This is a genomic window from Enterobacter sp. Acro-832 (assembly GCF_011752745.1).
Taxonomy (GTDB): domain Bacteria; phylum Pseudomonadota; class Gammaproteobacteria; order Enterobacterales; family Enterobacteriaceae; genus Enterobacter; species Enterobacter quasiroggenkampii.
Genome location: NZ_VWWX01000001.1, coordinates 585,622 through 609,318, shown reverse-complemented (window position 1 = coordinate 609,318; position 23,697 = coordinate 585,622). Strand labels below are relative to the sequence as shown.

The 23,697-nt window shown below is 58.4% G+C and carries 20 protein-coding genes; 16 read left to right on the top strand and 4 right to left on the bottom strand.

What is annotated here, in order from left to right; translation table 11 throughout:
• Positions 1 to 35 precede the first annotated feature (35 nt).
• Together gap and F3J31_RS02800 are read right to left on the bottom strand one after the other, a co-directional pair.
• On the bottom strand, positions 36 to 1,046 hold the full coding sequence (gene gap, locus F3J31_RS02805) for a type I glyceraldehyde-3-phosphate dehydrogenase (RefSeq protein ID WP_045908256.1): 1,011 nt from the start codon (positions 1,044 to 1,046) through the stop codon (positions 36 to 38).
• A gap of 78 nt (positions 1,047 to 1,124) precedes the next feature.
• Entirely contained in the window at positions 1,125 to 2,105 is a 981-nt protein-coding gene (locus F3J31_RS02800) for a helix-turn-helix domain-containing protein (protein ID WP_167211231.1), read from the bottom strand.
• Between the two features lie 149 nt (positions 2,106 to 2,254).
• Between F3J31_RS02800 and F3J31_RS02795 the strand changes: the two genes are divergently transcribed.
• On the top strand, positions 2,255 to 3,226 hold the full coding sequence (locus F3J31_RS02795) for a fatty acid desaturase (RefSeq protein ID WP_048029463.1): 972 nt from the start codon (positions 2,255 to 2,257) through the stop codon (positions 3,224 to 3,226).
• Positions 3,219 to 3,977 (top strand): PhnD/SsuA/transferrin family substrate-binding protein, encoded by a 759-nt coding sequence (locus tag F3J31_RS02790; RefSeq protein WP_167211228.1) that lies wholly within the window; start codon positions 3,219 to 3,221, stop codon positions 3,975 to 3,977. The genes F3J31_RS02795 and F3J31_RS02790 overlap by 8 nt, the downstream gene beginning before the upstream one ends.
• Here F3J31_RS02790 and F3J31_RS02785 read toward each other — a convergent pair.
• Positions 3,956 to 4,852 (bottom strand): LysR family transcriptional regulator, encoded by an 897-nt coding sequence (locus tag F3J31_RS02785; RefSeq protein WP_063621963.1) that lies wholly within the window; start codon positions 4,850 to 4,852, stop codon positions 3,956 to 3,958. The two genes, F3J31_RS02790 and F3J31_RS02785, sit on opposite strands and share 22 nt — an antisense overlap.
• 22 nt (positions 4,853 to 4,874) lie before the next feature.
• Positions 4,875 to 7,163 (bottom strand): FdhF/YdeP family oxidoreductase, encoded by a 2,289-nt coding sequence (locus F3J31_RS02780; RefSeq protein WP_167211225.1) that lies wholly within the window; start codon positions 7,161 to 7,163, stop codon positions 4,875 to 4,877.
• Positions 7,164 to 8,166: 1,003 nt separating this feature from the next.
• Between F3J31_RS02780 and F3J31_RS02775 the strand changes: the two genes are divergently transcribed.
• From F3J31_RS02775 to F3J31_RS02710, 14 genes are all read left to right on the top strand, one after another.
• A complete protein-coding gene (locus tag F3J31_RS02775) occupies positions 8,167 to 8,661 on the top strand; it encodes a hypothetical protein (RefSeq protein WP_023344390.1) in 495 nt (164 codons plus the stop codon).
• A 23-nt stretch (positions 8,662 to 8,684) separates the two neighbouring features.
• Positions 8,685 to 9,188, top strand: coding sequence for a type VI secretion system lipoprotein TssJ (gene tssJ / locus F3J31_RS02770; RefSeq protein ID WP_023618341.1), 504 nt, complete (start codon positions 8,685 to 8,687; stop codon positions 9,186 to 9,188).
• Positions 9,189 to 9,216: 28 nt separating this feature from the next.
• Positions 9,217 to 10,560 carry a type VI secretion system baseplate subunit TssK gene (gene tssK, locus F3J31_RS02765; RefSeq protein WP_029740099.1) on the top strand — a complete coding sequence of 448 codons (1,344 nt, stop codon included), beginning with the start codon at positions 9,217 to 9,219 and terminating at the stop codon, positions 10,558 to 10,560.
• 17 nt (positions 10,561 to 10,577) lie between these two features.
• A complete protein-coding gene (locus F3J31_RS02760) occupies positions 10,578 to 11,816 on the top strand; it encodes a DotU family type VI secretion system protein (protein ID WP_045908263.1) in 1,239 nt (412 codons plus the stop codon).
• 3 nt (positions 11,817 to 11,819) lie between these two features.
• The gene (tssM, locus tag F3J31_RS02755; protein ID WP_167211222.1) at positions 11,820 to 15,440 is read left to right on the top strand and encodes a type VI secretion system membrane subunit TssM; all 3,621 of its coding nucleotides are present in this window, start codon (positions 11,820 to 11,822) and stop codon (positions 15,438 to 15,440) included.
• Between the two features lie 16 nt (positions 15,441 to 15,456).
• Complete coding sequence (tagF, locus tag F3J31_RS02750) at positions 15,457 to 16,173, top strand: type VI secretion system-associated protein TagF (protein ID WP_045908265.1); 717 nt, start codon at positions 15,457 to 15,459, stop codon at positions 16,171 to 16,173.
• Between the two features lie 11 nt (positions 16,174 to 16,184).
• Positions 16,185 to 17,201, top strand: coding sequence for a type VI secretion system protein TssA (gene tssA / locus F3J31_RS02745; RefSeq protein WP_167211219.1), 1,017 nt, complete (start codon positions 16,185 to 16,187; stop codon positions 17,199 to 17,201).
• Between the two features lie 75 nt (positions 17,202 to 17,276).
• Positions 17,277 to 17,801 carry a type VI secretion system contractile sheath small subunit gene (gene tssB, locus F3J31_RS02740; protein ID WP_008502644.1) on the top strand — a complete coding sequence of 175 codons (525 nt, stop codon included), beginning with the start codon at positions 17,277 to 17,279 and terminating at the stop codon, positions 17,799 to 17,801.
• Positions 17,802 to 17,804: 3 nt separating this feature from the next.
• Positions 17,805 to 19,304 (top strand): type VI secretion system contractile sheath large subunit, encoded by a 1,500-nt coding sequence (gene tssC / locus F3J31_RS02735; protein ID WP_021240385.1) that lies wholly within the window; start codon positions 17,805 to 17,807, stop codon positions 19,302 to 19,304.
• Between the two features lie 360 nt (positions 19,305 to 19,664).
• Positions 19,665 to 20,147, top strand: coding sequence for a type VI secretion system tube protein Hcp (locus F3J31_RS02730; protein WP_008502640.1), 483 nt, complete (start codon positions 19,665 to 19,667; stop codon positions 20,145 to 20,147).
• Between the two features lie 58 nt (positions 20,148 to 20,205).
• The gene (locus F3J31_RS02725; protein ID WP_032645536.1) at positions 20,206 to 20,697 is read left to right on the top strand and encodes a type VI secretion system amidase effector protein Tae4; all 492 of its coding nucleotides are present in this window, start codon (positions 20,206 to 20,208) and stop codon (positions 20,695 to 20,697) included.
• On the top strand, positions 20,694 to 21,047 hold the full coding sequence (locus F3J31_RS02720) for a T6SS amidase immunity protein Tai4 family protein (protein WP_045908268.1): 354 nt from the start codon (positions 20,694 to 20,696) through the stop codon (positions 21,045 to 21,047). The genes F3J31_RS02725 and F3J31_RS02720 overlap by 4 nt, the downstream gene beginning before the upstream one ends.
• An 86-nt stretch (positions 21,048 to 21,133) precedes the next feature.
• Positions 21,134 to 22,897, top strand: a complete 1,764-nt coding sequence (tagH, locus tag F3J31_RS02715) for a type VI secretion system-associated FHA domain protein TagH (RefSeq protein WP_167211216.1) — start codon at positions 21,134 to 21,136, stop codon at positions 22,895 to 22,897.
• On the top strand, positions 22,894 to 23,691 hold the full coding sequence (locus tag F3J31_RS02710) for a protein phosphatase 2C domain-containing protein (RefSeq protein WP_008502637.1): 798 nt from the start codon (positions 22,894 to 22,896) through the stop codon (positions 23,689 to 23,691). The genes tagH and F3J31_RS02710 overlap by 4 nt, the downstream gene beginning before the upstream one ends.
• Positions 23,692 to 23,697 lie beyond the last annotated feature (6 nt).

Below are 23,697 nucleotides of genomic sequence, written 5' to 3'. Positions count from 1 at the left end.
AGCCGGGTGAGCGTTCGCGCCACCCGGCCTCAGGCTTACAGCCCTTTCTTATCCATCAGCACCGCCAGATCCACCAGGCGGTTAGAGAAGCCCCATTCGTTGTCATACCACGCCAGGATCTTCACCATGTTCCCGCCAATCACCAGCGTGGAAAGCCCGTCGATAATTGACGATCGCGGGTCGCCCTGGTAATCGCTGGAAACCAGCGGTTCATCGCTATAGCCCAGGATATCTTTCAGGGGGCCGCTGGCGGCCGCGTTGCGGAACGCGTCATTCACCTCTTCGGCGGTCACGTTGCGGCTCAGCGTCACGGTTAAATCGACAATCGACACCACCGGCACCGGCACGCGCAGGGAGTACCCGGTCAGCTTGCCGTCCAGGGAGGGGATCACTTTCCCCAGCGCTTTCGCCGCGCCGCTGGAGTAGGGCACAATCGACAGCGCCGCCGCGCGTGCGCCGCGCAGATCTTTTTCCGGCTGATCGTGCAGCGCCTGGCTGTTGGTGTAGGCGTGCGTCGTGTTCATCAGGCCATGCTCAATCCCGAACTGCTGGTGCAGCACCTGAGCGGCCGGCGCCAGACCGTTCGTGGTGCAACTCCCGTTGCTTACCACCGTGTGCCGGTCGGGATCGTACTGGTCATGGTTGACGCCCATCACAATCGTCAGGTCGTCGTTTTTCGCGGGAGCGGAAATGATGACGCGCTTAGCGCCGCCGTGGGTGATATGTACCGCCGCTTTCTCCCGTTCAGTGAAGAAGCCGGTGGCCTCAATCACCACGTCTACCCCGGCATCACGCCACGGGATATTCGCCGGATCGCGTTCGCTAAATACGGCGATCCGCTGTCCGTCTACCTGCAGCGCGCCGTCAGCCGCTTCAACGGGTGCGGGCAGCTTGCCCAGAAGGGAATCATGTTTCAGCAGATGGGCGAGGGTTTTACTGTCTGTCAGATCGTTGATGGCCACAATCTGAAGCGCCGGGTTGCCCAGCGCCGCGCGCAGGACATTACGTCCGATACGGCCGAAACCGTTAATACCGACCTTAACCATGGTGCACTCCTTATCTCTGTTGTCTGGAGTCACTGTAGGCGTCGGGCCGCTTGGCGTAAACGACAAAAAAGGATCAGATTACGCCATCTTGCGGCAATGAAAGCGCTGGCGGTATTCGCCGGGCGTGAGGTGAAGCTGTTTCTCAAAGATGCGGCGCAAGTTAATGCTGGTACCAAAGCCGCTTTGCTCAGCAACGCGCTCAAGGGGATCGCGGGTCTGTTCAAGCAGCTGGCGGGCGGCGGCCAGACGCGCCTCGGTCACGTAGCGGGCAGGCGAGACCCCGGCCTCGCGGGTAAACACGCGGGTGAAGTTACGCGGGCTCATCGCCGCTTTCTCGGCCAGGTTCTCCACGCACAGATCGGCGGTGAGATTCTGCAGGATCCAGCTTTGCACCTCGCCTATCGGCCCTGCTGTGCCGGGCTGCTGCAGGCTGTAGCGGCTGAACTGCAGCTGTCCGCCGGGACGTCGCAGATACATCACCATATCCTGCGCCACGTCGCGGGCGAGGGTAAATCCGTAGTCGTCCTCCACCAGCGCCAGGGTCAGGTCGAACCCGGAACTCACGCCGCCAGAGGTCCAGATGGGGCCGTCCTGAATGTAGAGTGGGCCGCCTTCGACGGTGATAGCCGGATATAGGGTTTGCATGGTCTCCAGCAGCCGCCAGTGGGTGGTGGCGCGACGACCGTCCAGCAAGCCGGTCTGGGCCAGCAGCATCGCGCCGCCGCAGATAGAGGCGATCCGCCGGGCGTGCGGCGCAGCGAGGTGCAGCCAGTCGACTACGGCGGTGCTCTCCTGCTCGTTCATACCGCGTCCGGTGATGATAATGGTGTCCAGCGGTTCGCGCGGATCCAGCTCCGGAAGCCGATAGTCCGCCAGCAGGTTCAGACCGGACTGGCCGTGGATCACCTGGTGAGGCTGCGTGGTGGCGATGATAATCCGGTAGCGGGGCTGCGCAAGCCCTTCCGGATGCAGCCGGTTGGCCTGCATCAGAATGTCGGCGATACCGGCGGCTTCAAACAGCATGCCGCCGTCGGGAACGATAATCAGGATCTTCTTCATGTCCTGAAAAGTACCTTTAATACAGAATAAGTCAAGCGACGCGTGCGCTCTGTGTTTCTGGCAAAGCAAAGCGATTTAAGTTCTTTGTTATTTCAGGCGTTATCCCCGATCTTCAGGGCTCTGTCTCTGGCGAAACGGCGTCTGAAGGAATGGGTAAACGAAGCTCCCTCTATTTACATCCACAACAACGCAATCAAATCCACCGCCTCGCGTCGGGTTTCTTGTGGCGAAGCGAACTGCCCACCTGGCTGTTAATGTTCACGATTTATGCGGGCTGGTTTGCCACGCTGGCGTTCTGGCAAACGCTCGGCCTGCTGCCCGCCACGCTGCTGCTCATCGGGTTTACCGCCTGGTATATGTCCCTGCAGCATGAGCTGATCCACGGGCATCCCACCCGTTTTGCCTGGCTTAACCAGCTGTTCGGCACGCTCCCGCTGGCGGTCTGGTACCCGTACGGCCTGTACCGGGATTCCCATCTGGCCCACCATCGGTACGATAGCCTGACCCATCCGGTGGATGACCCGGAGTCGTACTATTTTACCGAGGCAAGCTGGGCGCGCTTTCCCCCCTGGCAGAAGCGCCTGATTCGGGCCCGTAATACCTTTGCCGGGCGGCTTCTGCTGGCGCCGCTGCTGGATATCGTCCAGACGCTGGGCAGCGCCGTGGCGGCGTTTCGTCATCTTCACCTGCGGGCGATGACGATGTGGCTGGTTCACATCACGCTGCTGGCGGCACTCTTCGCCTGGATGACGCACGTCGGTTTTTCACCCGTCTGGTTTGTGCTGGCGGTCAGTTATCCGGCGCTGGCGCTGACCAAGGTACGATCGTTTTTCGAACATCGTGCGGCGGACGATCCGCTGGCGCGCTCCGTCATTAACGAGGCCGGGCTGTTCTGGCGGATCTTGTTTTTGAATCTCAACTATCATTCAGTACATCATGATCTACCGGGCGTGCCGTGGTACGGACTGAAGGCGATCTACCAGCAAAACCGGGAGGCGTACCGGGAGCGAAACCGCGGTTTTCTGGTCAGGGGCTACGGTGAATGGCTGCGCCGGTTCTGGATCAGTCCCGTCGACGTCACCGTTCACCCCGGAAAGCAACAGGGGGAAGGGTATGAGTAACCTGCTGGCGTTTCCCATGTATGCGGTGGATCGCGCCGACACGCGCGCGCTCTGGCTGGCGGTAAAGGGGCTGCTGGCCGCACGCGGTGTGCCCGTCGATGATCTCCCCGACGGGCCGGAGTCCGATCTGCTCACGCACTGGCAACAGCCCGGGCTTATCCTCAGCCAGACCTGCGGTTACCCGCTGGTCACGCAGCTTCCGGACGTGCAGGTTGTCGGCTGTTTTCACTACGCGGCCCCGGGCTGCGAAGGGATCCAGTACCGCAGCTTTCTGGTGGTGCGCGAGGAGGAGCGGCATCTCACGCTGGCGGATTTTCGCGGCCGACGAGCGGTCTGTAACTCTGCGGACTCGCAGTCCGGCTACAATGCGCTGCGAAAAAAAATAGCGCCTCTGGCGGCGGACGGTCCGTTTTTCGCGCAAACGTCCTTCAGTGGCAGCCATCGCCAGTCGCTGAAGGATGTCAAACGCGGAGCAGGGGATATCGCGGCCATCGACTGTGTCACCTGGGCACTGCTGCAGCGTCACGAACCGGAAGGTCTGACGGGGCTGGCGGTCATTGACCGTACCCCGCTGACGCCTGGGCTGCCACTCATTACCTCGCCCCACACTTCGCCTGACACCCTGAACGCCCTTCGCGATGCGCTCCACGCGCTGGTGAGTTTGCCGGAACACCGGGCCGTTTGCGACGCGGTACTGATTGAGGGGTTTAGCGTCGTGACGCGTCAGGCCTACGCCTCATTGCTGGCGTGATAAATCTCCTGCGCGTCGGTAAAGCAGCGTAGCGCCAGCGAGGAGACCGGTTTTTGCCTGCGCATAATCAGGCCGACAGGGGCCTCAATGTTCGCATCGGCGATGGGGACAATCCTGAAATGGCTGTTCAGATCTTCCAGTCCGTTGTTCAGCGGCATCACGGCGCAGCATACGCCGCTTTGCACCGCCTGAATGATCTGGAACGTGGAGTCGCTCTCGAAAACGGACCTCGGTTCAATGCCAGCAGACTGAAAGCTGGCCTCCATATGCGCCCGGTAATGCATCCCTTTGGTCAGGAACCCCAGCGGAAAATCCGTCAGGTCACGCCAGGTCAATTTCTCCTGGCCGAGCTGGAAATGGCGGACGTCGTGCAGCAGGCCCATCTTCGTTTTGGGAAGCTGGATAATATCGAACTGGCTGGTGTCGATGCTGTTGAGATAGCAAATCCCCAGCTCAAGCTGATTGCGGCTGACGCCGTCGGCAATCTGCGCGGAGGACATGGAATAGAGGCTATAGGTCAGCTCCGGGTATTTTTGCGTCAGCAGGCGAATAAAGATCATCGGATCCACACTCGCCAGCGGCACCATCCCCAGACGGAGTTCCCCCACCACCTGGCCTTTGCACAGCGCGGCTTCCGCCTGTAGCCCGTCGTGCGCGGCCAGCAGCGCGCGGGCCCATGCGAGGATGCGTTCACCCTCCGGCGTAAACCCCTCAAAGCGCTGCCCGCGCACAATCAGCACCAGCCCCAGCTCCTCCTCCAGGCTGCGGATGCGCATGGAGAGGGTCGGCTGGGTGATGTTGCACTGCGAGGCCGCCTTGCCAAAATGGCGGGTCTCGTCGAGCGCGATTAAATATTTTAACTGTTTAATATCCATCTTTTTCTTTGCGCGAACAGCCTTACAGCATGCGGATCTCTTTTGAGCGCAGGGTGATGCGAACCGGAACGGATTTATACGACGGCGTACCGCTGTCCTTATCCAGATAATCAAGCGGTACCAGCACGTTGGCCTCCGGATAATAGGCCCCGACGGTCCCCGGCGCGATGTTGTACGCCACCACGGTAATGTCTTCCAGACGCTGTCCGTTGCCGGGCAGGGCGGTTTCGATATCCACGCGGTCGCCGTGTTCCAGCCCTGACTGCGCCATATCGTCTTCGTTCATAAACAGCACGTCGCGACGGCCAAACACGCCGCGGTAGCGGTCGTCCAGCGCGTAAATGGTGGTGTTGTACTGGTCGTGGCTGCGCAGCGTGATCAGGCGCAGAACGTGCTCTCCTTCACCGCTGGCGTTCTCATGTACGCCGTCGAAGACCGAGAACATCGCTTTTCCCGTCGCCGTTGGCCAGAGACGTTGCGTTGGCGGCAGCGGCATACGGAAGCCGCCGGGAACGCGGATCCGCGCGTTGTAGTTCTCAAAGCCCGGAATGGTCTGCTCGATCAGATCGCGGATCCGGTCGTAATCCTCAACCAGCGTCAGCCAGTCCACGCGGGTATCCGGCAGGGTGGCTTTTGCCATGCCCGCGACGATAGCGGGTTCTGACCGAAGCAACGGCGAGGCGGGTTTTAGCTTGCCGGATGAGGCGTGCACCATCGACATCGAGTCTTCGACGGTAATGGACTGGCGGCCGGTGGCCTGAATATCCAGCTCGGTACGGCCAAGACACGGGAAAATAAAGGTCTCTTTGCCCACCAGCAAATGGGTACGGTTCAACTTGGTCCCGACGTGAACGCTCAAATCGAGGGAGCCCATGGCCGGAAAGCCGCGTTCATGATCGGGCATCGCTACCGCAAAATTACCGCCGAGGCAAATGAGCGCTTTTGCGCGGCCGTCGATCATCGCCTGCGTGGCCTGCACCGCGTCATGGCCGTGGTGAGACGGTGGCTCAAAGCCGAATACATCCTTCAGACTGTTCAGGAAGGCTGGCGTGGGTTTCTCGCTAATCCCGACGGTACGGTTCCCCTGCACGTTTGAGTGACCGCGCAGCGGGCATATTCCCGCGCCGGGCTTGCCGATATTCCCCCGCATCAGCAGCACGTCAGCGATCAGGCGGACGTTGGCCGTCCCTTTATTGTGCTGGGTAATGCCCATCCCGTAGGTAATGATGGTGGCATTCGATTTCGCATAGGCCTCAGCCACCTGTTTGAGTGCCCCCTGGCTCAGACCCGACTCGCGCTCAATGTCGTCCCAGCGGGTTTGTGCGATATCGTCGGCAAAGTCCTCAAAGCCCTGGGTGTGTTCGGCAATAAACGCGCGATCGAGCACGTCCCCGCGTTCAGCCTCCATTTCCAGCAGGTGTTTGGCAATCCCTTTCAGCGCGGCGGCATCGCCTCCGGCCTTCACCTGGAAATAGGTCGAGGCGATATCCGTGGAGCTGTAGGTCGCCATTTCAATCACGCTCTGCGGATCCGCAAAACGTTCCAGGGCGCGCTCGCGCAGCGGGTTAAAGACGATAATCGGCACGTTGCGGCGGGCCAGCTCGTGGAGGGTCCCCATCATGCGCGGATGGTTAGTGCCGGGGTTATGGCCGATGGAGATCACCAGTTCAGTCTTATCAAAGTCATCCAGCGACACGGTCCCTTTCCCAATCCCGATCGAACGGGGCAAACCGACGCTGGTGGCCTCGTGACACATATTCGAGCAGTCGGGGAAGTTGTTGGTGCCGTATTCGCGAGCAAACAGCTGGAACAGATAAGCCGCTTCGTTAGAGGCGCGTCCGGAGGTATAGAACTCGACCTGGTCCGGCTCGAGCCCGCGCAATACTTCGCCGATGCGTTGAAACGCCGCGTCCCAGTCGACGGGGCGGAAGGTGTCGCTCGCCCGATCATAGCGCAGGGGGTGCGTGAGTCGACCGTAGCCTTCCAGCTCAAAGTCCGATTTTGCCAGCAGCGAGGAGACGCTGTTTTCGGCCAGAAACGCGGGGGTGACGCGTTTGCTGGTCGCTTCCCAGGTCACCGCTTTGGCGCCGTTCTCGCAGAACTGGAACGTCGATTTGTGTTCTTTATCAGGCCACGCGCAGCCCGGGCAGTCGAAGCCGTCAGGTTGGTTGGTGCGCAGCAGCGTCGCGGGGGCGTCAAGGGTATCCATTTGGGTGCGTACCGCAATGGCCGTTGCTTTCAATGCGCCCCAGCCGCCAGCAGGGCCGTCATAGTGTCTGATGCCTGGCACCGAGCGTCTTTTCTTGTTCATACCCACTCCTGATTTGTTCGGTCACACAACGCCTGAGCTCAAAAAATCACTGACGAGAGCAATAGGTGAAAGCAATGACGACCGAATGGCAACGCACATACGGAACGGAAAAGTGCCTTAACGCAAACTCTTTTTATTACAGTAATTTATCTGGTCTGGTGTTTAAATATTTAAAGAAATTATAACGAATTTTTATCATTTTAATAATAAATCTTATCTATCGTCCGGTAGGCGAGATAGATGGCGGTGAGCAGGAAAGTATGTAGCGCCAGTAAAACTTCGAATGAAGCTGATGCGCTGGAGATATCGCCGCGATTCGCGGCTGGTGGGCTGCTCGAGGCATTTTTCAATTGAGAGAATGGCAGGAAGGTTTACTCACGCTTAATGAATAATAGATATAAGGCATACCGTACAGCGAAATTATCACCGAGTGAATATACAGTTTTTTTGCGGCATGAAATTAACGTCTGGCTGCATAAGTGAAATATTCTCACCCAGGGGATGAAGCGTCTTCAATATTAAAGATACCCTGTTAGTGCAACAAATAATTCATCAGAGATATATTCCTTTGACATCAAAAAAACGCGAATTCTACTAATTATGGTAGTGGCGATAATAGCGTGATTGCGTTAATGAAAGTGGTTCTCCTTTGTATTTTTTGATAGATAAAACATACAGTTATGTCGTTTTGTGGTGAAGAAATAAGAAAGGGTGGGCCATAACGTTTTTTATCATAGGATTAATCCTATAATTTTCCGACTGCTTCATTTACCAACAGTTACGCGGCGGTAAATATTGAATTGATACGAAGCTCATGTAAACTTGTTTACCGTTTGTCAAAATATGTCAGGAAGACACTGGGCCTTATTCTGAAAGGCTCGTGCGGTAGCTATGCCCTTAAAGTAGTAACGCCCCGAAAATATCCTGGCTATTTTAACAATAGCACTTAAGTCAAACTTCATCCCCTTATCTCCATCATCGAAATATCGCTACGGAAAAGCATATGAAAATGCGCGTACTGTTTTCACTTCTGTTTGTAATGGCGGTGGCGGGCTGTAAAGCACCGCAGAAACCTGTGATCAACGACGATACGATCGAGACCAGCCAGGTCAACGGCGTCACCTTAACCCACCGTCACGCTGTGACGGCGCCGACGGAGTTCAACCCGGTTAACGAGCCGTATCGTGCCATGTATCCGGCCTCCCTGATGAGCCGTCCTGACTTTGGCGGTAAAGTTATCCGCACTCTCGAGACCGGAAAAACGTACGTGGTGCTGGGGCAGGTTGAACACTACTGGATGGCGCTTGCCGATGAAGGTAACGAACAGCTGATTGGTTACGTTCCGATGCGCGCTGTTATCAAGGCCGACCAGTACGAAGCCACCGTGCGTAAACAGGCTATTCGTCCAAAGGCGCGTAAAAAAGCGACCTGTGTTGATGTCGACGGTAACAGCAAAGCCTGCAAAGACAGCGCTAACGGTACCTGGATCCTGAACTAAACGGCTTTCATGAGCGCATTTTTATGAATAATAAAAATTTTCATAAGCTGTGGTTACCCTTTTACGCGATGATTTTCGCGCTGGTCAGTGGTTGTACGTCGTCTTCACACAGCGACCCCTCCCGCTACAATCTGCAGTTTCAGGCTCATCCACAAATCAATGAATCTGCGCCGCTTAAGGTCCGGGTACTGTTGCTGAAATCCGATGCGGATTTCATGTCCAGCGACTTCTACTCCCTGCAGAACAACGCGTCAGCTACGCTTGGCGCGAATCTGCTGAACAGCGATGTGTTCTTCCTGATGCCGGGACAGCTGTCAAAAACCCTCAGCGGGCAAAGCTCGCCGGAGGCTCGCTATATCGGCGTGATGGCGGAGTATCAGGTGCTGGATGGCAAAAAATGGCGCGTTTCACTCCCTCTGCCCGTACCTGGCGAAAATCATATCTACCAGTTCTGGAAATGGTCCGCAGATGAACTTCAGGCCAACGTTTTTCTCGACGTGAACGGCATTCGGGTCATCAGCCAGTAACGCGCTTCAAAACAGGAAACACATCATCATGACGAAAGCAGAAAAGGTCGTCTGGACCGAAGGCATGTTCCTGCGTCCACACCATTTTCAGCGGACTGAAAGCTATCTGCTCAACCATGTTCGTGAATGGGGCGCGCTGCAGCGATCGTATCTCTGGGGCTTTCTCGACGTAGAACTGGATGAAGCGATGCTTCGTCAGGGATGCATAGCCCTGAGCTACTGCAGTGGGCTGCTGCCGGACGGCACCTTTTTCCAGGTCCGTAATGGGCGCAACGGTCCTGTACCGTTGAAAATTCCTGACAATCTCACCAACGAAAAAGTGGTGCTCGCACTGCCGGTTCGTCGTGGTGAGAGAGAAGAGGTGATTTTCAGCGAAGAGCCAGCCTCGCTGGCGCGCTTTATTGCGTTTGAGCAAGAGGTGGAAGACGATAACGCCATGTCGGTGGGGGATGCCACCGTTCAGTTTGGCCGCCTGCGTCTGACCCTGATGCTCGAAAAAGACCTCACGGCAGAGTGGACCGCCATCGGCGTGGCGTTTGTGACCGAGAAGCGTAACGACAACCACGTGCGGCTCGACAACAGCTACATCCCGCCGATGCTGAATGCCAATAACAGCCCGCAGATCTACAGCATGATCAACGATCTGCACGGCTTGCTGGTGCAGCGCAGCCAGCAAATTGGCGGCCGTTTGCGCCAGCCCGGCCGCTTTAATACCTCCGAACTGATTGAGTTCACGCTGCTGTCGCTGGTTAACCGTCACCTTGGCGAGGTGTCTCATTTAAAAACCCTTCCGCTGCTGCACCCGGAAACGCTCTGGCGCAGCTGGCTGCCGTTCGCGACCGAACTTGCCACCTGGACATCGCAGCGAACCGCTGAAAGCGTGCTGCCGATTTACGATCATGACGATCTGGCAAACTGCTTCAGCAAGCTGATGCTGATGCTGCGTCAGGGGCTGTCGCTGGTGATGGAAGACCATGCGATCCAGCTGCCGCTTAACGAACGCTCTCACGGCCTCAATATCGCCACGGTGCCTGAAACCAGCATGGTGCGCGAGTTCGGCTTCGTGCTGGCGGTCAAAGCCAATGTGCCGGGCGAACACCTGCAAACCCATTTCCCGGCGCAGATGAAGGTCGCACCGGTGTCGAAAATCCGCGATCTGGTTCAGCTTCAGCTGCCGGGCATTATGCTGCGCGCCATGCCGGTCGCACCGCCGCAGATCCCGTGGCATGCCGGCTACAGCTACTTCGAGCTCGAGAAGGGCAGCGAGCTGTGGCACGAGATGGATAAGTCCGGCGCATTCGCCCTGCACCTTGCAGGGGAGTTCCCGGGGCTGGATATGGAGTTTTGGGCCATCCGTAGCCCGACAGAATAATAAAGCGAGCGCTTAATATGCAGGAACGACAGGATACCGGCAGCGATGCCGCGTTCACCGGGGCCAGTAGCAACAATCAGCTGGTGGCGGCCGCCAATCCGCTGCTCAATGCGATTCCGCAGATCCGTCATTCGGTATCGCATGACGATCAGGTGGCGCTACGCCAGCGCCTGATCGATGAAATTCGCCGTTTTGAAGTCCGTTGCCAGCAGGCGGGGCTGCCCTACGAAGTGATCGTCGGGGCACGCTACTGCCTGTGTACGGCGCTCGATGAGGCTGCCGCGCTCACCCCCTGGGGCAGCAGCGGGGTCTGGTCAAGCAATGGCCTGCTGGTGACGTTCCATAACGAAACCTGGGGCGGCGAGAAGTTCTTCCAGCTGCTGGCGCGCCTGTCGCAAAACCCGCGCGAGCACATTCTGCTGCTGGAGATGATCAACTACTGTCTGCTGCTCGGTTTCGAAGGGCGCTATCGGGTGCTGGACAATGGCCGCACCCAGCTTGAGACCATCAAGCAGCGGCTGTGGCAGATGATCCGCGGCGTGCGCGGCAGCTATCCGCCGCCGCTTTCTCCTCATCCGGAAGATCGTCCGGTGCTGCGCAAGCTCTGGCGGCCCATGGTCCCCCTGTGGGCCTGCGTGGCGCTGGCCGGGTTTATCGCCTGCCTGTTTTATATCGTGCTTAACTGGCGTCTTGGCGACAGCACCAACCCGGTGCTGGCGAAGATTTACCAGTCCCAGCTGCCGGAAACCACTATTCAGCAGCCGGCGCGTCAGCTTCCGGCGGTGCTGAACCTGCGCGGCTTCCTGAAACCGGAAATCGAGGCTGGCCTCGTTGCGGTGAAAGACGAAGCGGATCGCAGCGTGGTTATCCTGAAAGGCGACGGGCTGTTTGCCTCTGCCTCGACCGTCGTGCGTGACCGCTATGAACCGGTCATCCACCGCATCGCGCAGGCGATGAATAACGTGAGCGGCAAAATTCTGGTGGTGGGCTACAGCGACAACGTGCCGATCCGCAGCGCGCGCTTTGCCTCTAACTATGAACTCTCTCTGGAACGCGCCCGCTCGGTACAGAAAATGCTGCAGGGAAGCCTCTCTCAGCCTGGCCGCGTGAAAGCGGAAGGGCGGGGCGAGATTAACCCGGTGGCGCCGAACACGACGCCTGAAAACCGCGCCCGTAACCGCCGTGTGGAAATTACTCTGCTGGTGTCGCCTGAAAATACCCAGGCCGAGCTGAACGGATTGCCGCAAGGAAACTAAGGAATGCTGACGACTCTTCTTTCCATACTGACTAACCGCATTCTGTGGAGCTTCCTCGGCGTCACGGCGCTGGCGGCGGTGATCTGGATGATTGGACCGCTGTTGTCCATCGTGGACACCCGACCGCTTGAATCTGAACAGAACCGCATCATCAGCATCGCGGTGGTCTACCTGCTCTGGGCGCAGGGCCATATTCTGCCGCGCCTGTACAACGCCTGGCTGAACCGCAAGCTGATGGATAAGCTCAAAGAGAATACCGCCAGCCCGGAAGCGGCGGATCCGCAGAAGCGACTGAACAGCGAGGAGCAGATCCTCGCCAGCCGTTTTGATGAAGCCGCGCAGATGCTGAAAAAAGCGCACTTCAGCAAGGCGGGACAGGGCGCCCAGTGGACGCAGCGCTTCAGCACGCAGTACCTCTATCAGCTGCCGTGGTACGTCATTATCGGCGCGCCGGGATCCGGTAAAACCACGGCGCTGGTCAACTCCGGGCTGCAGTTCCCGCTGGCCGACCGTTTCGGTAAGACCGCCCTGCGGGGTATTGGCGGCACGCGTAACTGCGACTGGTGGTTCACCAACGAGGCCGTGCTGCTGGACACCGCGGGTCGCTATACCACCCAGGAGAGCGAGCAGGTGCAGGATGCCGGGGAATGGCTGCAGTTTATGGGGTTACTGCGTAAGTATCGCCGCCGCCAGCCGATCAACGGCGTGATCGTTACCATCAGCATTTCTGACCTGCTTACCCAGTCTGCCGAGGCGTCCCGCCAGCAGGCGGTAAACCTGCGTCAGCGTCTGTCCGAGCTGCATGAACAGCTGGGTATCCGCTTCCCGGTCTACGTGATGGTGACCAAGGCCGACCTGCTTAAAGGTTTCCGCGCCTGGTTTGCCGACTACGATAAAGCGCAGCGCGACCAGATCTGGGGCTTTACGCTGCCGTGGGAACAAACCAAACACGCCGATTACGACCTGATGGGCAACTTCCAGCAGGAGTTTTCTCTGCTGCAGCAGCGCCTCGACGCCGGGCTGCCGGAAACCATGCTCAAAGAGCATGACGCGAAAACCCGCGCCGAAGCGTATCTCTTCCCGCAGGAGTTCGCCGCGCTGCGTCCGCTGCTGGCGGATTACCTGAGCACGGTCTTCGCCCGCTCCAACTTCGAAACCGAATTCTCCCCGCGCGGGATCTACTTCGCCAGCGGGACGCAGGAAGGCATGCCGTTCGACCGCGTGATGGGCGAACTGAACCGCGCCCTGTCGCTGCCGGAAGGGGCAGAGAGCGATAACTGGGATTCGGTCAGCAAAGAAGCGCCAATCCCGGGCGCAAAAGGCCAGAGTTTCTTCATCAAGAACCTGCTGCAAAACGTCATCTTCCAGGAAGCCGGGATCGCCGGGGAAAACCGCTGGTGGGAGTTGCGCAACCGGGCGGTGATCTGGTCAGGCTATGCGGCGCTGCTGGCTCTGCTCGCGATCCTGGGCGGGCTGTGGCTCACCAGCTATGCCAAAAACAAGGCCTATCTGGAAGAGGTGGATGCGAAGGTTCCGCTGCTCGACCAGCAGAGCAAAGCCCTACAGAACCAGACTCAGCGTGATCTGTTCGAACTGCTGCCGCTGCTGAATAGCCTGGTGGATCTGCCGAAAAGCGACGCCTTTGATGTGAACGATCCGCCGATCTCCCGCCGCATGGGGCTTTATCGCGGGGATGACGTCAGCGACGCCTCCCAGTCCCTGTACCAGAAAGCGCTGGATCAGATGCTGCTGCCTGCCGTCGCCATGCACATCACCACCTGGCTGCGCAACGACAACGGCAGCGATGTGGAATACAGCTATGAAGCGCTGAAAGCCTATCAGATGCTGTATCAGCCGAAACACTATGACGGCAAATTCCTGCATTCATGGGTGATGCTCAACCTGCAGCGTAACCTGCCGCAGAACGTCACGAAGGCGCAGCTGCAGCAGCTTGAATGGCATCTGACGCAGCTGCTAGAGCCGAAGATTCAGGCCTCGCCGTACGCGCAGGACGAATCCCTGGTCGCACGCGAAAGAGCGATGATCAACCAGCAGCCGCTTTCCACGCGCGTCTATGGCCGCCTCAAGCGCCTGCTGGAACATGATGACAACCTGAAGCCGGTCTCCCTTTCCGACCTCGGCGGACCGCAGAGCGAGCTGGTGTTTTCGCGCAAAAGCGGCAAGCCGGTGAGCGAGGGCGTACCGGGTCTCTATACGCCGGACGGCTACTGGAAAAGCTTTAACGGCCAGATTGACAGCGTCACTACGGCGCTGCACGAGGACGACGCCTGGGTGCTGGGGGCCGCCACGGCGCAGGAAGATAAGCAGCAGATCGATAACGCCGTGCGCCAGCTCTATATGCGCGACTTTATCGCCAACTGGGATCGCTTCCTCGCCGACATCCAGCTCAATAACAGCGCCGACCTTTCCCAGCGCATCAACACCGCGCGCCTGCTCTCCGGCGCCAACTCGCCGCTGCGCCGTCTGGTGCAGAACCTGAGCCAGGTCCTGACGCTGTCACGCAATGCGCCAGCGCCGGAAGATGCGGATAAAGCGCAGGATCAAAGCAACCGCGCCACCCGTACGCTGGAAGCCCTGTTCAGCAACAACGACGCTGCACCGACGCAGGCCGCGGTGGTTACGCAGGCACCGGAACAGCTGGTGACCGACCACTATGCGCCGATGATTGAGCTGGCGCAGCCGCTGGAGAAGGGCGGGAAGACCATCGTGTTTGATGATTTTCTCAAGCAGGTGGATGAACTCTATCGCTACCTGACCGCCGTTCAGGATGCGGCCAACAGCGGCATGCCTGCGCCGGGCGGGGAGGCGATCAGCCGTCTGCAGGCCAGCGCCGGTCGTCTGCCAGGTGGGCTGCAAACCATGTTCAGCAACATGGCGGTAGGCGCCAGCAGCGACACCCAGCGCCGTGACCTGGAAAACGTACGTAAGCGCATTAACGTTGAAGTGGGGGGTTTCTGCCGTCAGGCAATTGCCGGTCGCTACCCGCTGGTGCGCAGCGCCAGCACCGAGGTGACGCCGGACGATCTCGCGCGCATGTTTGCACCGGGAACCGGGCTGATGGATACCTTCTTTCGCGATAACCTGACCAACAAGGTGGATACCACGCAGGCCAACTGGCGCTTTATGCCGGGCATTGACGGGAAAACGCTGCCGGGAAGTGAAGGGCTGCTGAGGCCGTTCCAGCAGGCCCAGTCGATTCGCGACGCCTTCTTTGCTAACGGCGCAACCACGCCGTCTTTCAAGGTGACGGTTCGCACCGTGCGAATGGATAACACCATTCTGAACCTGACCCTGGACGTTGACGGTCAGCTGCTGCGCTACAGCCACGGTCCGCAGGCCGTGCAGATCATGAACTGGCCGGGGCCGGGCGGCACCAACCAGGTCCGTATGCAGCTGGGGCTGGCGAACGGCAGTACGGCGACGCTGGTCACCAACGGCGCCTGGGCGCTGAACCGCTTTTTCGATAAAGCGAGCACCAGCCCGGGCACGGGTAGCCTGAGCCGCCAGGCCACCTTCAACGTCGACGGACATCAGGTCACGCTGGAGTTTGCGCCGAACAGCATTCGTAACCCGTTCCAGCTTCCCCGTTTCTCATGCCCATAACCGCAAGGACAGCCGTATGACGAATACCCCTGCAATGAACCGCTACAGCTGGTATGGCAAGTTACCCAGCGCCGGAGATTTTTTGCAGCGTCGCTTTCCTGACACCTTACAGCGCCAGTGGTCGCACTGGTTCCAGGTCGGTCTGCTGGCCTGGCAGCAGGAAGAGCAGCGCAGCGGCGAGCGCCCGTTTCAGAAAGCGCCAGTCTGGAATTTTGTGGTACCGCCCATGCTGGGCAGCCAGATGATCCAGATGGGCTGTCTGCTGCCCGGCCGCGACAGCGTTGGCCGACAATACCCGGTTTGTCTTCAGCTGAGCTTCGCGCCGTCCGAATGGTCGACCAGCCTGCTCAGCCAGGCCGAAAGCTGGTATCAGCAGATTGGGCGCCTGGGGCTGCACGCGGTGCGCAACAGTTTTTCCGCCTCGCAGCTGGATGAGATGCTGATGACCATTCCGGCGCCGCAGCCGGTCGAGCCGCAAAAGCGCTCCGACATCCTGGATGTGATTGGCTATGACGAGGACGGCCAGAGCACGCTGGGCTGGCCGCAGGCGGCAGAGTGTTTTGATCCGCTGCGTCAGACCAGCTACTGGTGGACCAACCGCTGCGACGGTTACCCGCTGTACACCCACGTTCACAGCGGTAACTTCACCGGGCAGCTTTTCACCCTGCTGTTCGATCCGGCAGGGGGGGCCCGTCCGGGCCGTCACGGTCTCTATCCGCCTATGTTTGAATAAGCAGGGATCACATGAATATCGAAGAATTTCTCGCGCCGATAAGCGCCGACAAGCCCTGCGGCGAAAACCTGGAGTACGACGCTGACTTCCAGGCGATGAACCAGGCAAGCCTTGGGAAAGCGGAACAGCAGTTTGGCGACACCATTATCCCGGCGGAGCCTGCTGACTGGAACACGGTCGAAAAATACGCCACCAGCCTGCTGACCCGCACCAAAGATCTTCGCGTCCTGCTGGCGTTAACCCATGCCTGGACCCGCCGTCGCGGGCTGACGGGCTACGCGGACGGATTACTGCTGGTGCAGGAGGCGATCGCCCGCTACTGGGAGCCGCTCTATCCGCTGCTGGAAGAGTATGGCGAAACCGACCCGTTCTACCGCATCAACGCTCTCGCCGGGCTGAGTGATAAATCCGACCTGACGGTCGCGGTACGCAACGCCTCGCTGCTGCGTTCAAACGGCGATGAAATTTTGCTCAGGGATGCCCAGGCCCTGATGGACGGCAGTAAGACGGAATGTCCCGACTATCCCGGCGGCCGTCCACGGCTGATTGACGAGCTTTCCCGCGGCGACCAGCCGGGGACCGCAGCGGTTATCGTCATCAACGAACGTCTGCTGGCGATTCGCGAGCTGCTCACCGGGCATCTCGGTGAAAGCGGCGTGCCCGAGATGGAGCAGCTGCTGAAAACCGTGGGGCTGGTGGCCAGCGCCTGTCAGGTGACCGACATCAGCAAGCTGCTGCCGAACCGTGAGGCGCAGGCGGACCCACAGGCGGAGCAGCCATCAGCGGCAACGCAGCCCGTTCCGCCGGTGACCGACTGGCGCAGTGTGCAGGTCACCAGCCGCGCCGATGCCCAGCTGATGCTGGAAAAAGCGAAGCAGTATTTTGCGCAGTACGAACCGAGCCACCCCGCACCGCTGATGATTGAACGGGTGCAGCGGCTGTCAGAACTTAACTTTATGGACATTATTCGCGACCTGGCGCCAGACGGCGTTAACCAACTGGAAAACATCTTTGGGCGCCGCGAATAGCGCGTCCAGGCATTATGACGTCAGGCATGGAGCCTGTCGTTTCACCTTCACCGCGCATCTTTGATGGAGAACATCATGGCAATGAGTAACAGTGGGCAGAAATTCATCGCACGTAACCGTGCCCCCCGCGTGCAGATCGAGTATGACGTAGAGATCTACGGTGCAGAACGTAAGATTCAGCTGCCGTTTGTGATGGGCGTTATGGCCGATCTGGTCGGCAAACCGGTGGAAAACCTGCCGGCCGTCGACGAGCGTAAATTCCTCGAAATTGACATCGACAACTTTGACGAACGCATGAAGGCGCTGAAGCCGCGTGTGGCGTTCCAGGTGGATAACACCCTGACGGGCGAAGGTAAGCTCAACGTGGATCTGACCTTCGACAGCATGGACGACTTCCTGCCGGACGCGGTGGCCCGCAAGGTTGAGCCGCTGAACAAGCTGCTGGAAGCGCGCACCCAGCTCTCCAACCTGCTGACCTATATGGACGGTAAAAACGGTGCGGAAGAGCTGATCGCAAAAATTCTGCAGGATCCGACGCTGCTCAAATCCCTGAGCCAGTTGCCGAAAAATGACGAAAGTGCGAAAGGTAGCGAGGAATAATCGATGAGCAACCAGACTCAACAACACGAGCAGCAGGCGGGTCAGGCGTTCAGCCAGGATGAATTCAGTGCGCTGCTGAACAAAGAGTTCCGCCCGAAAACCGACCAGGCCCGCTCCGCCGTAGAAAGCGCGGTTAAAACCCTGGCGCAGCAGGCGCTGGAAAATACCGTCACCTTCTCGAACGATACCTACCGCACTATTCAGAACCTGATTGCCGGTATCGATGAGCAGCTGTCGCAGCAGGTGAACCAGATCATTCACCACGAAGAGTTTCAGAAGCTGGAGAGCGCCTGGCGCGGTCTGAGCTACCTGGTGAACAACACTGAAACGGACGAGATGCTGAAGATCCGCTTTATGAGCATCTCCAAGCAGGAGCTGGGCCGCACCCTGAAACGCTACAAGGGCGTGGGCTGGGACCAGAGCCCGATCTTCAAGAAGATCTACGAGCAGGAGTACGGTCAGTTCGGCGGCGAGCCGTTTGGCTGCATCGTCGGCGACTACTACTTCGACCACAGCCCGCAGGATGTTGAACTGCTGGGGGAAATGGCGCGCATCGGTTCTGCGGCGCACTGTCCGTTCATTACCGGTACCGCACCGGGCGTGATGCAGATGGAGTCCTGGCAGGAGCTGGCCAACCCGCGCGACCTGACCAAGATCTTCCAGAACACCGAGTACGCGGCCTGGCGTTCACTGCGTGAATCGGAAGATGCCCGCTATCTGGGCCTGGTGATGCCGCGCTTCCTGTCGCGCCTGCCGTACGGTATTCGCACCAACCCGGTCGACAGCTTTGACTTTGAAGAACAGACCGACGGCGCGAACCACAACAGCTACTCCTGGGCGAACGCCGCGTACGCGATGGCCGCCAACATCAACCGCTCCTTCAAAGAGTACGGCTGGTGCACCTCGATTCGCGGCGTGGAGTCCGGCGGGGCGGTGGAAAACCTGCCGTGCCACACCTTCCCGAGCGATGACGGCGGCGTGGACATGAAGTGCCCAACCGAGATTGCCATCAGCGATCGTCGTGAAGCCGAGCTGGCGAAAAACGGCTTTATGCCGCTGGTTCACCGTAAAAACTCCGACTTTGCCGCCTTCATCGGCGCGCAGTCCCTGCAGAAACCGGCGGAGTACCACGATCCGGATGCGACCGCTAACGCGCGCCTGGCATCACGCCTGCCGTACCTGTTCGCCTGCTGCCGTTTTGCTCACTACCTGAAGTGCATTGTGCGCGACAAAATCGGCTCCTTCCGCGAGCGCGAAGAGATGGAACGCTGGCTGAACGACTGGGTCATGAACTACGTCGACGGTGACCCGGCGAACTCCTCCCAGGAAACCAAGTCCCGTAAACCGCTGGCCGCTGCGGAAGTGCAGGTGCAGGAGATTGAGGACAACCCGGGCTACTACGCCGCGAAGTTCTTCCTGCGTCCTCACTACCAGCTGGAAGGTCTGACCGTTTCCCTGCGTCTGGTATCTAAACTGCCGTCGCTGAAGACGAAAGACGCGTAAGAGCAACGTGCGTTTTGTGAGTTTCGCCCGGCGGCGCTACGCTTGCACGGGCCTACAATGAAATGTGCAACTTATTGATATTGTTGCTCAATGTAGGCTGGGTAAGCACAGCGTCACCCGGCAAGAAAGACGGCTAAGTTGTTAATGCCGTCCTTAACAAGTTCCAGAATAACGCACGGTAATAATGACTTCACATTCATTCCGTTATTGCGGGGGAATGTAAGACTGTCAAATGACACGGGTCATTTGATGTGAGGCAGAGGTAAAATATGGACGGTTTTATTCAGCCCCATGCTTTCCTGTTTGCCATATAAGTGCTTTTTCGAAAGCAATATTGTTCATCCACGAAGAGTAGATATTATGGCTATTGATATGTTTCTGAAGGTCGAGGGTGTTACGGGCGAATCTAAAGATTCTAACCACACCGGCTGGACTGATATTACCTCCTTCTCCTGGGGCGCTTCCCAGCCAGGTAATATGAGCGTTGGCGGTGGCGGCGGTGCAGGTAAAGTTAACTTTAACGACCTGCACGTTAACGCGCTGATCGACAAATCCACCACCGCTATCCTGAAACACTGCGCCAGCGGTAAACACCTGACCAAAGTTGAGCTGTCCGTCTGTAAAGCCGGTGGCCAGCAGGTGGAATACTCCCGCATCACGCTGGAAGATGTGCTGGTAACTTCTGTTCAGTACACCGGTGCAGACAACGGCGATACCGTTGGTGTGACCTATGCATTCCAGGCTGCGAAAGTGAAACAGCAGTACTGGGAGCAGACCACGTCGGGTGGTAAAGGTGCTGAAAGCAGCGCTGGCTGGAACATCAAAGAGAACAAAGAAGCGTAATAATAGTGGGCCCGAAAGGGCTCACTTTATCCGGAGCTTCTTATCAAGGAGAAACAAGATGTCTCAAATGCGTCCTGCTTTTGGTGCCGCCTGGAACAGATTCAGAGAAGTAAACGTAAGCGTAGAACAGGTTGGCAAATTGTTGGGTGGAAAAGTTCAGCATAATATTGACGCCGGTATTTTTAAAAATGCCTGCCCAATTCGTATGAGCTACGTTTTAAATTACTGTGGCATTCCGATTCCTTCTAACAGTAAATATGCGACAGTGACCGGAAACGACAAAAAGCGCTACATGTTCCGCGTTAAAGATATGATTGCATTTCTACCCACGGTACTGGGCAATGCCGATATGTCTGTCTCTTCTCCCACTCCTGCGCAATTTGCAGGCAAACAAGGCATTATCATCTTCACCGGGCACGGCTGGAGCGACGCTACCGGGCATGTCACACTCTGGAATGGAAATATTTGCTCTGATGATTGCCATTTTCTGGGCTCACCGGGTAATGGTTCATTTATTCCGACCAACGCAACATTCTGGAGCCTGAAATGAAACGTTTATTACTGCTGATCCTGGCTATAAATGCCCCTGCTGTTTATGCCCAAACCCTGCCTGATGTCAGCGCTTTTTCTCAGCAACAAATCTTTGAAAACTGGGTGCAAAATCGATGCATCAGTAAGATTGCGGACAGTAAAAGTCTCAAAGATGATGCAGAGGCCAGTGCGGCTGCATGGCTGGAAGCAAGCAATCTCCCTGCTGAGAATTTTGAAAAAGCTGACAAGGTGATTGTTTCTTTACTGAAAGAGAAAGTAGGTGGTACCGAACCGGGTCAATATCAGGTTTTAAAGTGCAGCTTAATCGCCAACAGCGACGCGATTCGTCCGCTCAAAACCGCAAAATAGAACCAATGGAATCGCCCCCAAACGCCGCCGTTCTCGCTCCGAGAGCGGCAGCGTTTGAGCGCTAATCATACCAGCAGGAATACGCCATGCGATTCACGATTATTTCTACGAAACCCGGTCATCAGCCGCCGCAAAGCAGCTGTGATTTTTACGCCCCGGGCGGCACCATTGGGCGCGGTACGGATAACAATCTGGTGTTGCCGGACAATGACCGCACCATCTCTCGTCTGCAGGCCATTGTTCACGTTGACGCCCAGGGCGAATGCCGCGTGACCAACCGTGGCAGCGTCACCCGCGTGGTATTAAATGACATTCCGCTGGAGCGGGGACGTCAGGTTGAGCTGCAGGATGGCGATATTCTCGGTATTGATGACTACCGTATTGAAGTGACCGAACTGATCCACGATACGCAGCCCGTAAGCCGCATGGCGGCCAGCCTGCACCAGCAGGCGCGTCCGACGGTCGCCCCTGCGCCAGCGCAGCAGCCGAAACCGGCGAATGCCGCACCGCGCGGGAAAACCGAGCCGACCGCCGTGCCAACGGAGATCTGGGATAGCCTGATGCAGGAGTTCTCCATCTCCGACAGCATCTCCAGTAACCGCACAAAGCCGCAGCCTGCTGCATCGCACGATCCGTTCTCCCAGCCTGCGGCTCCGGAGCGTAACGCCGAAGATCCGCTGGCGATGTTCAACGACAGCGATCCGACGCTCGAGCGTAAGCATGTCGATCCGGATACGCTGTTCAGCGATGAAGCGTTGTTCAAAAAAGAGAGTATTTTTGACGACGTCACCCCGTCAACCCTGGTGCCGCCGGGCGAGACGAGCCCCGTTAAGCCAGAAGAAGAGGCGACGGACGAGCTCGATCCGCTGGCCCTGTTTGGCGGTAAAGCCAGCGCGCCAGCCGCGCGCAATGACGACCCGCTCGGGCTGATGGGCGGCGCGCCGTTAACCCATCCGGATGACATTATCAACGAGAAGCCTGCCCCCGTGCCGGAACCTGAGCAGGAAGAGGACGTCCTGGCCGATTCCCCGCTGTTCGCCCCTGAGCCGCAGGAAGAACCGCGTGCTGAAGAGGAACCCGCGCGACCGGATTACGCTGGCTTCACCATGCCGACGCCACAGGCCGTTGCGCGCAGCAGCGCGCAGGCCCCGAAGGGCCGCCTGCGCATCGACCCGGTCAATAACGCCGCCTCGCCAGCCGCCACGGCAAACAGCGGTGAGAAGGGCGAAGTGCTGCAGGGCGAGCTGCTGGAAGCGCTGCTGGAGGGGATGGGGCTCAGTGAAATGCAGCCCGTTCCGCAGTTTGACCGTGAAAATATGCGTCAGCTGGGACAGATCCTCGGTATGTTCTCTCAGGGGACAGTGGCGCTGCTCTCCTCGCGCTCTATCCTCAAGCGCGGCGTAAAAGCCGACATGACCATGGTGCTCGACGATGCCAACAACCCGTTCAAGCTGTTGCCGACCGGCAAAACCGTGTTAATCCAAATGTTCGGCACCCCGATGCCGGGCTTTATGCCGCCGACCAAATCCGTGCGCGACGCGCTGATCGATCTGCAGGCGCACCAACTGGGTATGATCTCTGGCATCCGCGCCATCATTGCCGCGATGCTGCAGTCCTTTAACCCGGAGCAGCTGGAAGAGCAGGCGAAGCAGAACGGCATGACCTCGCGTCTGGCGCTGCCGGGCAGCCGCAAAGCCGCCCTGTGGGACTACTTTGTTCGCAGCTATGGCGAGACGGCGGGCGAGATTGAGGACGACTTCCACACCCTGTTCGGCGAGGCCTTCCTTCATGCCTATGACATGGAGGTCAATCAGTACAAAGACTCACAGAGCGGATCGGAAGACAAATGAATATCGCAACGGCTTCTCTCTCCCGCCAGGGGACGCGCGCCAGCAACCAGGATCAGACGGGAGAAACCATAGGGGAACGTTCAGCCTGCTTTGTCGTCTGCGACGGCATCGCGGGGCTGCCGGGCGGCGAGGTGGCCGCAGCGCTGGCCCGCAACAGCATTATCTCCCGCTTCGATGGCGACAAACATCTTAATGCGCAGCACATCCGCGACTACGTGCAGACGGCGAATCGCACCATTCTCAGCGAACAGCAGGCCGTTCAGGACTATCGCCGGATGGGCACGACGCTGGTCAGCCTGTTCATTGACCGTGATTACGGGCTAGCCTACTGGGCGCATGCCGGAGACAGCCGCCTGTACCTGTTCCGCCGCGGATGGCTGTGGCATGTGACCACTGACCACAGCCTGGTGCAGCAGATGAAAGATGCCGGGCACCAGACCGACAACCTGAACAGCAATCTGCTCTATCTGGCGCTCGGGATTGAAAACGGCGGGCCGGAAGCGAGCTACAGCGACGTGGTACAGGTTGAAGACGGCGATGCATTCTTACTCTGCACCGACGGATTCTGGCACGGCGTCAGCGAAGAGCAAATGAAGCAGTCGCTGCACATGGTGAATACGCCGCAGGAGTGGCTGACCTTAATGAACCAAATCATTCAAAAGAATGGCGAGCAGGAGGGGAATGCTCAGGATAACTATACTGCCCTGGCGGTATGGATGGGCAACCCTCAGGACACCACTTTGCTGCACACCCTCTCTGACGCAGCACAATTTCTTCCCTGCGGAACTGATTAGACACAC